General features: G+C 46.2%; 12 protein-coding genes. 9 read left to right on the forward strand and 3 right to left on the reverse strand.

Annotation, left to right across the window (positions count from 1 at the left end; translation table 11 throughout):
* Position 1 precedes the first annotated feature (1 nt).
* The 4 genes from EGH24_RS06090 (at position 2) to EGH24_RS06105 (ending at position 7969) form a co-directional block, all read left to right on the forward strand.
* The gene (locus EGH24_RS06090) at positions 2-1627 is read left to right on the forward strand and encodes a type I restriction-modification system subunit M (protein ID WP_246057910.1); all 1626 of its coding nucleotides are present in this window, start codon (positions 2-4) and stop codon (positions 1625-1627) included.
* Positions 1624-2928, forward strand: a complete 1305-nt coding sequence (locus tag EGH24_RS06095) for a restriction endonuclease subunit S (protein WP_142979264.1) — start codon at positions 1624-1626, stop codon at positions 2926-2928. The genes EGH24_RS06090 and EGH24_RS06095 overlap by 4 nt, the downstream gene beginning before the upstream one ends.
* A 6-nt stretch (positions 2929-2934) precedes the next feature.
* Positions 2935-5925 (forward strand): type I restriction endonuclease subunit R, encoded by a 2991-nt coding sequence (locus EGH24_RS06100; RefSeq protein WP_246057913.1) that lies wholly within the window; start codon positions 2935-2937, stop codon positions 5923-5925.
* Positions 5926-6304: 379 nt separating this feature from the next.
* A complete protein-coding gene (locus tag EGH24_RS06105; RefSeq protein ID WP_142979265.1) occupies positions 6305-7969 on the forward strand; it encodes an ATP-binding protein in 1665 nt (554 codons plus the stop codon).
* 58 nt (positions 7970-8027) lie between these two features.
* Here the strand turns inward: EGH24_RS06105 and EGH24_RS06110 are convergent, their stop codons facing one another.
* Both EGH24_RS06110 and EGH24_RS06115 read right to left on the reverse strand, forming a co-directional pair.
* Positions 8028-9413: a hypothetical protein gene (locus tag EGH24_RS06110; RefSeq protein ID WP_142979266.1), complete on the reverse strand. Its 1386-nt coding sequence runs from the start codon at positions 9411-9413 to the stop codon at positions 8028-8030.
* Between the two features lie 85 nt (positions 9414-9498).
* On the reverse strand, positions 9499-10224 hold the full coding sequence (locus EGH24_RS06115; protein WP_142979267.1) for a hypothetical protein: 726 nt from the start codon (positions 10222-10224) through the stop codon (positions 9499-9501).
* Positions 10225-10473: 249 nt separating this feature from the next.
* Here EGH24_RS06115 and EGH24_RS06120 point away from each other — a divergent pair, with 249 nt between their 5' ends.
* The 3 genes from EGH24_RS06120 (at position 10474) to EGH24_RS06125 (ending at position 12371) form a co-directional block, all read left to right on the forward strand.
* A complete protein-coding gene (locus tag EGH24_RS06120; RefSeq protein ID WP_142979268.1) occupies positions 10474-11703 on the forward strand; it encodes a tyrosine-type recombinase/integrase in 1230 nt (409 codons plus the stop codon).
* 91 nt (positions 11704-11794) lie between these two features.
* Positions 11795-11947 carry a hypothetical protein gene (locus EGH24_RS15260; protein WP_185903245.1) on the forward strand — a complete coding sequence of 51 codons (153 nt, stop codon included), beginning with the start codon at positions 11795-11797 and terminating at the stop codon, positions 11945-11947.
* Positions 11948-11981: 34 nt separating this feature from the next.
* Positions 11982-12371: a hypothetical protein gene (locus EGH24_RS06125; protein ID WP_142979269.1), complete on the forward strand. Its 390-nt coding sequence runs from the start codon at positions 11982-11984 to the stop codon at positions 12369-12371.
* Here EGH24_RS06125 and EGH24_RS06130 read toward each other — a convergent pair.
* A complete protein-coding gene (locus tag EGH24_RS06130; RefSeq protein ID WP_142979270.1) occupies positions 12366-13394 on the reverse strand; it encodes a Cdc6/Cdc18 family protein in 1029 nt (342 codons plus the stop codon). The two genes, EGH24_RS06125 and EGH24_RS06130, sit on opposite strands and share 6 nt — an antisense overlap.
* A 171-nt stretch (positions 13395-13565) precedes the next feature.
* Between EGH24_RS06130 and EGH24_RS06135 the strand changes: the two genes are divergently transcribed.
* The gene (locus tag EGH24_RS06135; protein ID WP_142979393.1) at positions 13566-14375 is read left to right on the forward strand and encodes a Cdc6/Cdc18 family protein; all 810 of its coding nucleotides are present in this window, start codon (positions 13566-13568) and stop codon (positions 14373-14375) included.
* Between the two features lie 622 nt (positions 14376-14997).
* Positions 14998-15435, forward strand: coding sequence for a hypothetical protein (locus tag EGH24_RS06140; protein ID WP_142979271.1), 438 nt, complete (start codon positions 14998-15000; stop codon positions 15433-15435).
* Positions 15436-15484 lie beyond the last annotated feature (49 nt).

Consider the following 15484-nt stretch of genomic DNA (forward strand, 5'->3'; position numbering starts at 1 on the left):
GATGGCTGCCGGAACTATTAACAGTGTAACCCCAGCAGTAGTTTGTATGGCAATTGCGAGAGATTCTAATGGTGAACTTGAAAAGAAACTCTGGGAGACTGCTGAAAAACTAAGAGGTCCTGTCGATCCGTCCGAATACAAGGACTTCGCTCTTGGCCTCCTTTTCCTGAAGAGTATGTCCGATTCTTTTGAGGCACGGAAACAGGAACTCGAAGAGAAGACTCACGATGAAGACTCCCGATATTACACTGAAGATGAGCAAGAACGCCAGTACATACTAACGGACAAAGACGAATACAAGCGGGAGAATGTCTTCTATCTCCCCGAAGAAACACGATGGCAGTACTTCGTTGACAACGCCACAGATCCGCAGATCGGCAAGAAAATCGACGACGCAATGCGTGCAATCGAGGAAGAAAACCCACGCCTCAAAGGAATACTACCGAAAGGATACTCCCGTTCATCTCTCTCCGATAACTCATCAGACGCACTTGAGGGACTCATCAACCTGTTCGCAGATATCGATATGGAAGCCGGAAACGGTGATGAAGACGAGGACATTTTCGGCCGAATCTACGAATACTTCATCAAACAGTTCGCAATGGAGGGCGGGCAGAAAGGAGGTGAATTCTACACGCCCAAGAGTGTCGTTGAGCTGATGGTCGAAATCTTAGAACCCTACGAAGGTCGTATCTTCGACCCATTCAGTGGTTCTGGAGGGATGTTCGTACAAAGCCAGAAATTCATCAAGGAACACGGCGGCGACACAGACAAAATCTCAATCTACGGTCAAGAGATCAAAGAAAGCACACTCCAAATATCCAAGATGAACCTCTACCTCAGAGGATTAGACGGGAACATCAAACAAGGAGACAGCATCCTCAACGACCAACACAAAGGACTCGAAGCAGACTACATCATAACGAATCCTCCGTTCAATATGAGCGAATGGGGGAAAGATCAAATAGCAGACGACGATCCCCGATTCGAATACGGGATGCCTCCCTCCAACAACGCGAACTACGCCTTCATCCAGCACATGATACGCCATCTCAACGATACAGGAATGGCAGCAACAGTCATGGCAAACGGAGCTATGTCTGCACAGAGTAAAGAAGGTCAAATTCGGGAGGAAATAATAAATAATGATCTACTTGATGGTGTGATTGCCTTACCAAAGGAATTATTTTTCACAACGAGTATTCCTGCTTGTATTTTTATTTTGAGTAAAGGGAAAAAGGACGATAAGTATAGGGATCGTTCTGGTGAGACACTATTTATTGATGCAAGAGATCAATATGAAAGTATAGATAAAACTCAAAATATTCTTAATAAAGATAATATAACAAAAATAGCAGATAAGATTAGATCATACAGAGGTGAAGAAGACTCTGAAGATTATACTGATGAAAAAGGTTTCTGTAAAAAAGTAGATATTGAAGATATAGCAGATAATCGTTATATTATTACTCCTGGCAGGTATGTCGGGGTGAAAGAAGCTGAGGGAGATGATGAACCGTTTGAGGTAAAAATGGAAAGATTATCAGCAGAACTACGCGCTACCTTCGAAGAATCGAATGAATTACAAGATCAAATTGAGGAGAATTTAGAGGTGATTGGATTTTGACCTCTGAACAGGCCGAAATATCTGATTTAGAAGAAGCGTCGAGCAAAGCAGAGAAGGAAGAATATAACAGTGTTAATCTATCCGAAGTAATTGAACCTATTCTAGGAAAAACACCAAAAAGACAGAATGATGATTATTGGGGTGGTGATATTAAATGGGCTAGTGCCAAGGATATCTCGCAAAATAACACCAGAAAAATCAGACGAACAGCGGAGAAAATAACGGTTGCAGGCAAAGAAGCCTCTAATGCCAAAATAATGCCGGAGGGGACTCTAGTGGTTGTAGCCCGTGGTTCTGTAGGCAAGTCAGCACAACTTGGAGAACCTATGGCATTTAATCAGACTTGTTATGGTTTGGAAGCCGACAATAACAGGTTGATAAACGATTTTCTGTATTATGCCTGGCAATACAAATTTAATCAAATTCAGGCAGTTACTCACGGAACAATATTTGATACAATTACAATGGCATCTTTCGAAGATATCCAAATACCGTTGCCAAATATAGAGGAACAAAAAAGAATATCCGAAGTACTCACTAATTTTGATGATAAGATTGAAAATAATATCAAAAATAATCGTGAACTTGAAGATATTGTCCAGACTATTTTTGAATCATGGTTTGTTGACTTCGACCCATATGTTGATTTCAAGAAATGTGATATAGGTGAGATACCGAAGGATTTTGAGGTTGTTGAAGTTTCAGATTTGTGTAATAATATACGTAACGGGGGAACGCCGAAAAGATCCAATGAAGAATACTGGGGTGGAGAGATATCTTGGGTGAAGACAGGAGAATTAAATGGAGAGGTAATTACTGAGACAGAAGAAAAAATCACGAAAAAAGGTCTTGAAGACAATAATTGTAATATTGTAGGGGAAAACACAGTATTAGTAGCTCTTTATGGTGCATCTGTCGGGAATATTGGTTTAACAAAAATACCTGCTACATTTAATCAGGCATGTTGTTCTTTGGAAGCTAAAGAGAATATCGGATTTGGATTCCTTTTCCAAACACTCAAACATCTTAAGCCCAAATTAAAGCAACTTTCACGAGGTTCTGCACAGCAAAATATAAGTCAAGGAATCATAAAAGAACAAAAAGTAGCCTTACCCCCTGAAGAGGATCTCAAAAAGTTTAGAGAAAGAGTTCACCCGTTTTATGAGATGATGAAAATAAATAAGAACCAATCACGAGTTCTTTCTGAAATTAGGGAAACACTGCTTCCGAAGCTGATGTCAGGTGAAATAAGGGTTAATGACATTAATCTTGGGAATGTAGAGGTTGATAGTGAGGCTTGATTTGATATGTCGATGAATGAGATGGGTTTGTCGGAGGAGCCGGCCTTGCAGGCTTTTCAGAACATTGGTTATGAGTATAAGCCTGGTTCTGCGTTGGGGCCAAATAGTGATGATCCTGAGCGGGATTCGTTGTCTGATGTTGTTCTTCGTGGACGGCTTGAGCGGAAGCTACGCGAGTTTAACCCATCTCTACCAGATGAAGCTATTGAGGATGCGATTTCGCAGTTACTAGGGTACAACTCGACGCGGCTTCTAAAGAATAATAGAAATTTCCATGAAAACTTGACTAACGGTATTCAGGTTGAATATGAAGAGAATGGAGAGCCGAAAGGTGATTTTGCAGATGTAATTGATTTTGATAATCCTGAGAATAACGATTTCTTGGTTTCAAATCAGGTTACTATCCAGTTTGGTGATAATCCTGAGAGACGCCCTGATATTGTGGTCTTCATCAATGGGTTGCCGATTGGCGTTTTGGAGATGAAGAATCCGACTGATCCGAATGCTACTATCGGGAAGGCGTATAAGCAGGTGACGGATCGCTATGTCAACGATATTCCTGATTTGTTCCATTACAATGAGTTGATCGCTGTAATGGATATGAGTAACGCGCGGATGGGTTGTCTTAGTGCTGGTTGGGAGTGGTTTTCTCCGTGGCGTTACATTGATCAGGAGGAAGATGCGACGGATGAGTACGCCCCTTCTGAGGTGCTGATTCGAGGGGCTTTCCACCCTGATCGAGTTTTAGATCTGATTCAAAACTTTATACTATTCTCTGATGACGGTGGAGAGTTGAATAAGAAGCTTGCTGCGTATCATCAGTTCTACGCGGTCAACAACGCTATTGAGAGCAGTAAAGAGACTGTGCCGAATCCGGATGATAACAGGATTGGTGTTGTCTGGCACACTCAGGGCTCTGGAAAGTCGCTGTCAATGGTGTTCTACGCGAATAAGGTTCGGCAGACGAAGGAAGCTCGAAATCCCACCCTCGTTTTCCTGACTGACCGTAACGACTTGGACGAGCAGTTGTTCAAGGAGTTCAAAAAACACGGTTTGCCAGCGGAGTGGGCAGATGATGATAACCGGATGGAACTCAGAAATCGCCTCGACAGAGAATCTGGAGGGATTGTATTTGCTACAGTTCAGAAGTTCCAGACGACGGATGATGAGGCGGTGTATCCTGAGGTCAACGACCGTCAGAATATGATCGTTGTCGCCGATGAAGCCCATCGTACCCAGTACAAAGAGTTGGCTGCGAATGTGCGGAGAGCACTACCTAATGCCTCGTATCTCGGGTTTACCGCTACACCGATAGAGAAAGAAGACCGGTCTACAACAAACACATTCGGCGGCTATATCAGCCAGTATACTATCGACCAGTCCCAGAAAGACGGTTCCACGGTTCCAATCTACTATGAAAGCAGGTTGGCGAAGCTTCAAATCAATGATCCGGAGATCGGTAAGCATTTTGAGGAGTTGATGCGGTCTAAGTCGGATGATCTACGCCAAGAAATGACGAAGCGGTGGACGAGCCTGCGGCGGGTTATCGAGAACAGTGATGAGCGTACCCGGCAGATCGCTGAAGACATTGTCAACCACTTCAATGACCGGGAAATCGAAGGTAAAGGATTGGTTGTAGCAATCAGTAGGGAGGCAGCAGTCAATTACAAGGAAGCTATCGAAGAAATTCCGGAAGCTCCCGAAGTAGAGGTGGTCATCTCTGGAGCTGAAGATTTCATTGATGATCCAGAGGATAACGAGGATTTGAAACGCCGATTCAAAGATGATGAAGACCCTCTCAAACTCGCTGTAGTATGCGACAAGTGGCTGACTGGTTTCGACGTTCCTTGCCTCCACACGATGTACATCGATAAGCCGATGAAGAACCACAATCTGCTTCAGGCTATCGGCAGGGTAAACCGCGTCTACAAAGACAAGCCGGGGGGCTTGATCGTCGATTACATGGGTATAGCTGAGAACCTAAAGCAGGCACTCGATAAGTACACTACTGAGATTCAAGAGACTGCGATGCTGGATCTTGAGGAAGCTGTCGAGGTCATGCGCCAGAAGCACGAGAAGGTTGCCAGCTTCTTCGATCATGTCGAGTACAATGATTGGCCTGAGCTGGATAAACTGGAAAAGCAGCGTCGTGTTCACAAAGCCCAGAACGATGTCTTGGTGACTGAAGAACGCGAGGAGAAATTCAAAGAGGCGATGAAAGAGTTGAACAAGGCATTTTCACTTGTTTCGCCCCACCCGGCTTCTAACGATATTCGCCAGGATCTGGTATTCTTCCGTGGGGTCTTGGACAGCATCAAGAGCATGGAAAATCCGGGCGGCGATGACGACGTAGAGGAGTTGGATTCCGCGATGAAGGAAATCGTGGCTGATGGTGTTGGTATAGAGGACTTGGTGGAGTTGTCTGGTTTCGATACGTGGGAAGAAGAGAAGCCGATTCTGGGAGACAAGTTCATGGCGGACGTTGAGGAGGTCGAGTTTGAAAATCTACAGGTGAAGATGCTGGAGCAGTTGATCAGGAACGAGATTTCTACCAGGAAGAAAGGTAACTTAGCGAAGTACGAGTCCTTCGAAGAAGAGCTTGAGGAGACTATTGAAGAGTATAACAATGACTTCCTTTCCACGCAGGAGGTTATTGAGGAGCTCAAAGGCTATGCCGAAGAGATTCAGGAGACTGATGATCGGCAACATAAACTCGATCTAAGTGATGAGGAGTTAGCTTTCTATGATGCAATCTCCGCCAATACTGATACCGAGATTGAGGAAGAGGTTTTGAAAAATATTGCCCGTGAGCTGAAGCAGAGTTTGAAAGACAGTACCGAGGTTGACTGGACGAACAGGGAGAAGATACGGGCTGAGATAAAGACGGAGGTCAAGGGAATTCTAAGGAGTAACGGCCTCAGCTTATACGAGCATGAAGAGTTGGTTGATCCAATTGTTTCACAGGCGGAAGCCTTCTACGGCGGGGCTGCCGCCTAACATTCCATCTGAACTTTGGTGTATCGAGTCTCTGTAATGTTCTTCTGAGTTATTTTGTTCTGTGGAAAGTGCGAACAATCGACTGTTAGAATTAGCTGACAGAAACGGAGTTTTAGATGAAGAAGCGATACAGAAACTGGTTTTGGCGTCTGGACTTTCGAGTAGCGAGCATCTCCAAAATTCTGTTTCGAAAGCTGTGTTGGCGAAGTCGATTCAACGGTACAGATATCCGTTCGACGGTCAGCCTACGTTTGGAGATGTTGAGTTAGGTTGTACATTTCAGAATCAACCGTTCTACATTTCTGAGGCGGATTTAGCGAGGCATCTTCTTTCGGTGGGGCAAACTGGTTCAGGTAAGACGACGTTGTTCTACAGTTTGATGAGTGAGTTGGATAAGCCGTTTTGGGCGTTTGATTTGAAGCAGGATTACCGGCATTTGGATGATGTGTTGGTGTTGCCGTGGACGAAGCTGAAGTTTAATCCGTTGCGGCCGCCGGAAGGTGTTTCTCCGAGGCGTTGGGCTCAGGTTTTCGCCGAGATTTTTGGTCACGCTACCTCTCTTCTCAGTGGTTCGAAGAATTACTTTATGAAGAAGATTATAGAGCTGTATCGGCTTTACAGCTTGTTTAACCGTGTTTCGGAGCCGTTTCCGTCGTTGCATGAACTGGAGTTGTTGGTCAAGTCTGACAAGATGAATTTTGTTAGGAAGCAGAGTGATTACCGCGAAACGGTTCTCAACAGATTGGAGGCGATGAACCTGGTTGCTGGAACAGTCTTCGAATGCAGCCAGGGTTACTCTATCGAAGAACTGCTTCAACGTAACGTAGTGTTCGAGTTTGACGGTGTCAGCAGGGATGTGCAGAACTTCTTGATGGAGATCTTGTTCGCGTACGTCTACGAGTACAGGTTGGCGCAGAACCATCGAGGTCAAGGGCTTAATCATGTCTTTTTCCTTGATGAGGGTAAGCGGGTTTTCTCTGTGTATAAGGAGAGGCAGGATGCGGCTGGTATTCCTGCGATTGATGAGTTGACGGCGAAGATGCGGGAGTTCGGTGAGGGATTGGTTGTTGCGGATCAGGAAGCCAGTAAGTTGACGGATTCGATCAAGGCGAACACGTTTACGAAGGTGTTGTTGCCGACGGCAGGACGGAAGCAGTTTCAAGCGATGGCGGAGGCGATGAATCTGTCTGAGAGACAAGCTGAGTTCGCACAGCAGCTTGAGACAGGCGAGGCAGTGATACAGGCCGGCGGCCAAGATCCGGTGTCTGTCCAACTCAGAAACTACCAAATCGAGAAACAGGTTTCGGATAGGGAACTCGAAAAGAGGATGAGAAGTGATTGGGAGGATCTCCAGTACGAGCCTCGGAAGACTACCAAAGGTTTCGAGGACGAAGTCAGACCGGGCAACGACAGTTCCGGTTCAGAGAAAGAGATTCCCGATGATCCCAGCGAGGTAGAGTTGTCAAATGAAGCCAACCGGTTACTGGAGGACATCGTAGAACACCCGTTCAAGCGGTTGACTGAGAGGTATAGCCTGTTTTCCAGCCGGTACAAAGGAAACAAGGCTAAAGACGAACTCGTCGATCAAGGAATAGTCGTGGAACGCCAAGTCAAATCACAAGACGGTAAACGAAAACTGCTGCAACTTACTGAGAAAGGACGTGACTACACTGGAAACAGTCTAGATTTGGATACGAAACACCAGGGTAGAGGAGGAATTGTACACAGGTATTGGCAGCACAGGATTAAGAAGGCATTTGAAGAGGCGGGTTGGCACAGTTTCCTCGAAAAGTTCGACGCTGATGTCTACATCAATATGGGAAACACGGAATTAGCAGTCGAAGTCGCAATGGGAGACAATCCAAGAGAAATCCAGCACCTAAGTGATCACCTCGAACGTGGATTCACTGTTTGGATCGCAGCCAGAAACAAGGAAGTCTTGGACGGATTGAAACAGCGAATACAGGAGAAAGACTTGGACACAGATTCCGTGATATTTCGACTGGTTCGGGACTTCAACGAAATGGAGTCGGGCGCGTTATGACATGTTCGGGGAATTCGGAGTATCGGAGTAATAGTATATTATTGTTACCCAAGTAAAATCAGAATTGGTGGGTGACAAGGTTCTTGTATTCTATCCTGTGGTCTTCTAAAACTGAATCTTTTATTTTATTATCTAGTGGAATATCTAATCCGAATTCTTCCATCGTCTCTTTCATTATTGGTTCCAGCTTTTGTATAGCTTCATCTTCAGTCATTTTGACCAGATTTTCAAACTTGTACTGGTCTGATCTGTGAATATTTCTTCCCAATTGGTAACCCAATATATGACCTGCCATCGTGGAATTACCTATATCGTGATTTAACAGGTAGGTCCTATATCTCTTGATATTATCAATATCAACCAATTCCAGTGTTTCTCTTGCTTCTTGAATGTATTCTCTCGTCGCTTGCTTGAGTTCTGGAGGTGATAGATAGTAATATTCAGATGGAGATGCGAGAAGGTTCAATAGTAGTCTCCCTTCTTTTTGTGAAGTGAATCCGGCATTTTCGAAGAAAGGTTGGGCGTAGTTCAGAGTATGGTGCTTTAGATGATATTCATAAGATGATTCTTCTGGAGCTTTGATTATTTTTAGTGATGCTTTTTCATTCATACTGGGCGGGAGAACTCTTGTAAATAGGAAAATATCGTCTAATGTCTTCTTTATCACGGATTTATCATTTGTAATGTAATACTCTGGGATATTCCCATTGTTTTCATGCTTCTGTTTAAAATCTCTCACTCTCTCGTCAACCTCCATGACAAAGTCATCATACTCTCTACGCAAATCGAAACCATCCTTTGTATAATCACTCACATCTCTCAATCTACTTTCCGCAAAATCTAAAACCTCTGTTAGTTCGTCAGTAATTTTCAAGAGAGATGCGATATGTGATTCAGGAGATTCACTCTCTAACTCCTCTAATCTCGAATTACAACTTTTATAATAGCTAGAGAGTTGATCGATATCCTTCAATAGCAAAACTGCACCCATCGCTACTGATTCCCGATACAAGTATTGTGCAACGGTCTTGTATCGGTCTTGGTCTCCCTCAAAGATGCCACTGAGCTTGTGACCTGTTTCATGAAATATATCTTCCGCAATATCTCCTTCACTGTCCTCTTTGGATTCCAATAATCTGAATAAGGGGAAGTGGCCTTCTGCTTGTGGTATAGTTATTCTCCAGCGTTCAAGATCAGCAGAGGGGTTAGGACCTACAGGGATGATGTTGATTGGTTCATTAACCTTCGAATGATCTATATCCCATTCACTGGCTATTTTCTTCCTCGCATATACTTCGATCTCACGTGCAGAGCACTCTTTTAGCTCATCTATACTCAAATCATCTAACCGATTGAAAACCTGATCTTCGTTAGTTGTAAATTTAGAGCTTATTCTTTCGATATTTTGAACATGTTTGCCAGCAAAATACACACCTAACGTCACAGAATCAGTAAAAGCACTCAACAGGCCTATAACCTCATTATTTGATTACATTAGATTGGATACATTAATATCTTCGGCTGGGTCATTAGAATGTCTGAGTATTCTTTCTGTGGTCTAACCAGTTTTGAACAAGTGAGTCAATCAATGATTTGGCGTCCGAATGATTCAATGGGTCTTCAGGTGCAGGTATATTTCTCCCTGCATGTCGGGCATCGTCACCAATTGCATCTCTGCTATTCGCAGTCTGTTTGAAAAGGTCTTTTTCACTACTAGACCACCAGCCTCGTTCAACGATATTGTCTTCTCCATCGATATTCGCTTGGATGAATTCGTAGACTCGATACAGATTCACCCATTCATCGCCTTGGTCAAGTAGGTTAACCAGTTCCTGCACTTTTTCATCTTCTAATGCAAGCTTTGTTAGGTCGTATGTTCTGTCGGCAGGTCGGTGAACCTCTTTGTTCCCTTCCTCATCGATAGTGGTCACACGGACAGGTCCTGCGCTGATTCCAATAGTTGCTGGTTCGGTGCGCACGAAAACCTGGTCAGTACCGTCTTCGTTGGTTTTGTAGATGTGAGATGCCTGCAAATCGTCTATGTTTAATGAGTCTCTAACTCCCAAATTACGGATGGTTCGGACAACTTCTTCTGCTCTACTCCTAACTTCATTTGAATCCTCGAGATCCTCAAACCGACTACTCCAGAGGAAAAAATTCTCATCGTCTCGGAAGACTTCGGGGTCATCATTGAAACTCTCAACCAACGTTTCCAATCCTCTGTTATCTCCTTCGAGTCGCACTTTCCATTCCATCTCGGTTATGGTAGCTGACGTACTATACTTATTTAAAAATTAGACACCAAATTTCAATTGAAAACCCAAACGAAGGAAGGAGACTGGCAAAGCACGATAAGTAATAGATGTTCACCGCTAATATCGAGGCGGGTCCTGCCATTGTATAATCCATTCAGTGGCTGCCCATTCGAACGGCGGTGTTCAATGGTCAACTGAAGTCGTGTGTACCCTGGTTCTCCTTCTAATTGCAACCGTGATTACTACATTATGTCTACTACGCAACACGTCGATGTCAACAGAACCCTTCAAAATCTCGAAGACGAAGTCGAAAACGAGAATGTAGAGGCGGTCAACGAATTTGTTGATCACTGCGCTGCTGAAGGAATCAGCGAGGTACAGCAAGATCGCCTCGTCTGGTCGTGGAAGACCTTGCTTCAGAAGTTCGCTCCTGACGACTTTCAAATGAAGGGAGCGTCGAAAAGTGAGCTGAAGAAGTTGATGGCGGAGGTCAATAGAAGCGACTACGCTGATTCTACCAAGGTCAAGTTCAAAACAGCAGTCAAGAAGTTCTACCGTATCCAGAACGGAGGGCACGAACAACCCGACAAAACACGATTCTTCAAAGTCGGCAAGGAAAGCTCGTCAGTAGAAAGAGAAGACCTGTTCACCGAAGAAGAGCTGAAACGATTGTTCCGCAGCTTCTCGAATGTCCGTGACCGAGCATTCACTAAGGTACTCTATGAATCCGCAGCACGTCCTGGAGAACTTCTGTCCCGCAACATAGCCGACTTCACCTCAAACAGCAAAGGTGACTTCATCTATCTTCAAGGACTGAAAGGGACGCCGGACAGGACAAATCAGTTGATCCGAGCCGGTCGAACAGTACGAGAATGGCTGGAGCAACACCCGCTTGGAGGACAGCTCGGCGAAATCGATGATACAAGTGCCCCGCTGTGGGTGAAGACCGAACAACAGGAATGCGAAAAATGTGGAGAGATACCGCGCCGCCACGGCGACAGCCATGATTACCAAGCTGATATGAGGGATCGGATGAACTACAGCAGCTACTACCGACGCTTCAAAGCTGCCTGCGAGAAGGCAGATATCCCGGAAAACAAGACGAAACCATACAACTTGAGGCATACTCGTTTGACTGAGGTAGCGACCTTCATGGGGTACGAACAGTTGAACAAGTTCGCCGGCTGGGTGCCAGGCAGCGACCGTGCCAAAGTCTACGTCCACCTCAACAACGACGACGTAAACAGAGCGATCAGAGAAGAATACGGGCTCAACACTAGCCAAGACGAAAATCAGTCGAAGAACTGCCCGTTCTGCGGAACAGAAAACCAATCCAGCCACAGCGAATGCCGAAACTGCGGACGACCACTAAGCCTCGAAGACGAGTCAAAGAAAGAGGAGAAGCAGGAAGTTCTGGAGCGTTTGACGGAGCTTGATGAGAACGGGGTACTAGAGAAGCTTGAGAAGCTAGAGACCTAACCTCCAGAACCTCTCTTCCTTCTTTCAGGCACTCATGTGAAGTCCGGGCTCTCCCCCGCAAGGAAAACTCTCGTTCATACATTCAACATGTATGAGTCGTGTATCGCCAAACGAACTACTGGAAGCCGAAGATCTCTTGGACGAAGTCGGTTCTTGGAGTGATGAAGAGATCGAGGAGTTGCCAGAACTGTATCAAAAGAAGGCACGGGAGTACAGAGATCTACTGAACCACGGTGAAGACTAATCTACAAACCATTCATTTTCTTTACAATTGTTTCGTGGAATACTTCGACTACGACCTCGAAACACCGGCAAAAGATTTTGATGTGGAAGAGTTCCTACGCCGCAGTGAAGAAAACGCTGAACAACGCTTGGAAGAAGAGTTAGAGCGGATTGAGAAGCAGTTGGACGACAGACAGCAGTTGTTTGAGGATGCAAGGGACGAACTGGAGTCCAAGATTGAATTATATCTTGAGAGACTGGAGACTGCTTATAGAACCAGGGGAAGCCCTGAAGAGTTGAAACAGTTGATCGATGAGGTATATCAAGAACTTCGGAGGGAGAAGCTGAAGCATTGGCGTGACAAGCAGGAGCTTGAAACCGAGAGAAGAGAAATTCTGCGTGAAATCAACGAGTTGGAACACAGCGATGTTGAACACCTTCTATAATTCGGGAGACTGCTTCGTCGGTTTGATGCCGGCTAACTCTATCTCCCGAGTCTTTCCCTTCTTTCCTCCGTAATGGTATTCGGTATTGATCAGGTTCAGTTTCTCTAACTGTTTCAGGAAGTCGCTAAGCCGTCGATCAGATAATGAACTGGTTTCCCCAGTCAAGGAGTGGTATTCTTTGTAGACACTTCCAGCATTTACACTGGTGTTCTCTCTGCAAAGTTGTTCGACGGCTTCGTACAGTTGTTTGTGATGGTTCGAAAGCCGGGCTAACTTGGAGTCATTGTATGAGTTCACTGCTGTTTCCCGGTTGTCTCGAACTGTTGTTTCAGTGATTGAGTCTTCGCTGGTTTCTGCACTGGTTCGAAGCCATGTCAAGCCAAAACAGAGGTTCTGGGTCTGCGTGGAGATGTGTTTCAAGGCGTTTCTGTGGATTGACTGTGGTTTGAGGCTTTTCGAGGCTCGGTCAGCCAGTACCTCGTACACTTTTTCCTCGGTGTACGGTTCGAACCTCAGTTTTTGGCTTTGGAGTGTGCTGCTTGTCCTGGGTTCGATGTGTTCCCGGAGGTCTTCGATATTGGCTGAAATCGTAGCTATCTGGAAACCCTCTGTTCTCGACAGGGTGTATAGTAGGTCGTCGCCGTCATTGAACAGCAGGAAGTCGAGTTCGTCAAGTACTACGGTTATATCGAATACTTCGGCTTGGTCTTCGAGTTGTCGTTGTAGTTCTGAGGTGTGGTGTCCTGTCGAGACCGGTTCCCGTTTCAGTTTCTCCAGTATTTTCCGTAGTACTTGGTACTGGGTGTCGTGTTCGATGCAGTGGATGTAGGCGGTTTTGTTGTTTACCTTGGATAGTGCTCTCTGTGTGAGATGTGTTTTCCCGGTGCCTCGTTCTCCGTAGATGTGGAGGTTACTGGTTCCCTGTAATCCGGAGTTAAGCTTTGAGACAAGGTTTTCTCTGTTTACAATGGTTTCAGGCAGGTGGTTCTTCTGTAGGGGTTTGGGATCGTCGATCAATTTCATACTGTGTTCGACTGAGGAAGTAGGTGTTACCGGTTTGTTGCCGCACCGGGTTTCGTTTGAAAAACTTTGATTGGTCAATCTTTGAATACTTATCCGGCATGTGAAACAGGGTGTGGGGAACCCGATTCAACAACCGGTGTATCATTTGTACCAAGGAGGGGTGAACTGAAACTGTTCGAATCAAAAAACAACGGTAGAGGCGTTTTACGCAGCGAAACCTATCTTGATACTAGCCATCAACCGACCGACCCGGTAGGCAGAGACTCTAAGATCAACAGGATAGCCGATGCTGTACGGCCGCTTAACCGGCGTCGAAAACCGGAGAACCTGTTGATCTACGGCCCGGCCGGAGTAGGAAAAACAACCTGTGTCAAACATGTCTTCAACCAGTTAGAGGAGCAGACCAGGGTCAAAACTGTGTATATCAACTGCTGGCAGTACAACACCCGTTCCTCACTACTAACAGAACTCCTGATCCAGCTCGGGTACCCAGCACCACGGAAAGGCAAACCTGTCGACGAACTGCTCGCTAAAATCAGCGAATGGATCGAAAAGAACCGAGGAGTCGCAGTCGCACTCGACGAATTTGACCAACTCGACGAACACAACGAAATCATCTACGACCTCGAAATGATGAACAACGACTCAGAAAACCAAGTAGGACTCCTCATGGTATCCAACCAACAACCCGAAACCGTCGAACTCGACCCACGGAGCAGAAGCCGCCTCAACTGCCAAACACTTCAATTCAAACCCTACACCGCAGACAAAATCACTCAGATACTCCAAGACCGCGTCGACCAAGCATTCCGCCCCGGAACCGTACCCAGCGAAACCATACAACGAATCAGCGAAATAGTCGCAGACAACAGCGGCGACCTCAGAAACGCACTCCAACTCCTCCTCCGCGCAGGACGCAAAGCCGACAAAGAAGGCCGAAAAAAAGTAGACATAGACATGATCTCCAAAAACTCAGAATAGGGAAACGGATTCAGGATGGGTTGATTCTGTAGAATTTAGGGAGTATCCTTCGCAATCTGCCCCTTCCTTCACTGATCATATTTTTCCTGTTAACCTGACTGGTCAAACCGGTGGGTTTATTTAAATGGAGTCATTTGTATCAAGTACGACAACCGAAGAAAACCGCTATACAGTAGTTCATTTAAGGGGTTGAACTGACGACTCGCTTATATTATCTTAGCCTTGTGGAGGCTGAGACGCGGGTTCGATTCTCGCCCCTGGACCTTCTCCGAACGTTACCTTGTGAGCGTGTGCTCCGTACGGAGCACCGCGAATAGAACGCTGTGAGGAGAAGGTTCAACGAAAGAGAATCGAAGCAGGGAGCAGCTTCGCTGCGACTGAGGTTCGATTCTCGCCCCTGGACCTTTTTGCTCCGAGCACTTACGCGAGGAGCTACAAGTCCGTCTGAAGAGATCGAACCCTGCCAGTCGCGCGCAGCGTTAGCGAGCACGTCTGGCTCCGGTTCGATTCTCGCCCCCTGGACCTTTCTTGTCGACAGCAGGAGTCAGAGCGACCGCAATTCCCTTGACGTTGGTTCTACTCTGGACTGACAATGACGCCTTGGCGACGAGTACTCGCAGTCATGCTGCTACTGGGGCTGCTGTTCGGACTGTCAGTGTGGCATGGAACACTCACCACTAACGCCGCCGATGGTCGCTATCCGGGAACCGAGGCGATTGCGGACGATCCAACCAGTATTCTCAACGAAGAAGTCACGGTCTGGGGAACTGTTGTCGACACTGACCCGGTCGTGATCGAAGTCGAACCCGAAGGCGAGAGGTTTGAACTAACTCTGACCGGCGACGCCGTCGCGGACGTAGGTATTGGCGACGCAGTCGGTGCCCACGGCGTGCTCAACTCACCCGATACTATAGCCGTAACGAACGCCGTTATTCAGAGTGCGTGGGAGCTACAGTACCTCTATCTCGTCTCCTTCCTTGCTGGCCTCTGGGTACTCGGTCGGTTCCTCCGTGGCTGGCGGCTGGACTATAGCACGCTCACAGTTCGTCCACGGGAATAAGCCACACTGGGAGCAGGGACGGCTTCGTAGCATCCCCGGCTCATGACAG

The sequence above is a fragment of the Halonotius terrestris genome (assembly GCF_006861665.1).
Taxonomy (GTDB): domain Archaea; phylum Halobacteriota; class Halobacteria; order Halobacteriales; family Haloferacaceae; genus Halonotius; species Halonotius terrestris.

Bases quoted from the DNA above. Each gene is read 5' to 3' on its own strand.
- EGH24_RS06115 (WP_142979267.1), bottom strand. From the start codon at position 10,224: ATGGAATGGAAAGTGCGACTCGAAGGAGATAACAGAGGATTGGAAACG.
- EGH24_RS06140 (WP_142979271.1), top strand. From the start codon at position 14,998: ATGCTGCTACTGGGGCTGCTGTTCGGACTGTCAGTGTGGCATGGAACA.
- EGH24_RS06090 (WP_246057910.1), top strand. From the start codon at position 2: ATGGCTGCCGGAACTATTAACAGTGTAACCCCAGCAGTAGTTTGTATG.
- EGH24_RS06130 (WP_142979270.1), bottom strand. From the start codon at position 13,394: ATGAAATTGATCGACGATCCCAAACCCCTACAGAAGAACCACCTGCCT.
- EGH24_RS06105 (WP_142979265.1), top strand. From the start codon at position 6,305: ATGAGTGAGTTGGATAAGCCGTTTTGGGCGTTTGATTTGAAGCAGGAT.
- EGH24_RS15260 (WP_185903245.1), top strand. From the start codon at position 11,795: ATGAGTCGTGTATCGCCAAACGAACTACTGGAAGCCGAAGATCTCTTG.
- EGH24_RS06100 (WP_246057913.1), top strand. From the start codon at position 2,935: ATGTCGATGAATGAGATGGGTTTGTCGGAGGAGCCGGCCTTGCAGGCT.
- EGH24_RS06120 (WP_142979268.1), top strand. From the start codon at position 10,474: ATGTCTACTACGCAACACGTCGATGTCAACAGAACCCTTCAAAATCTC.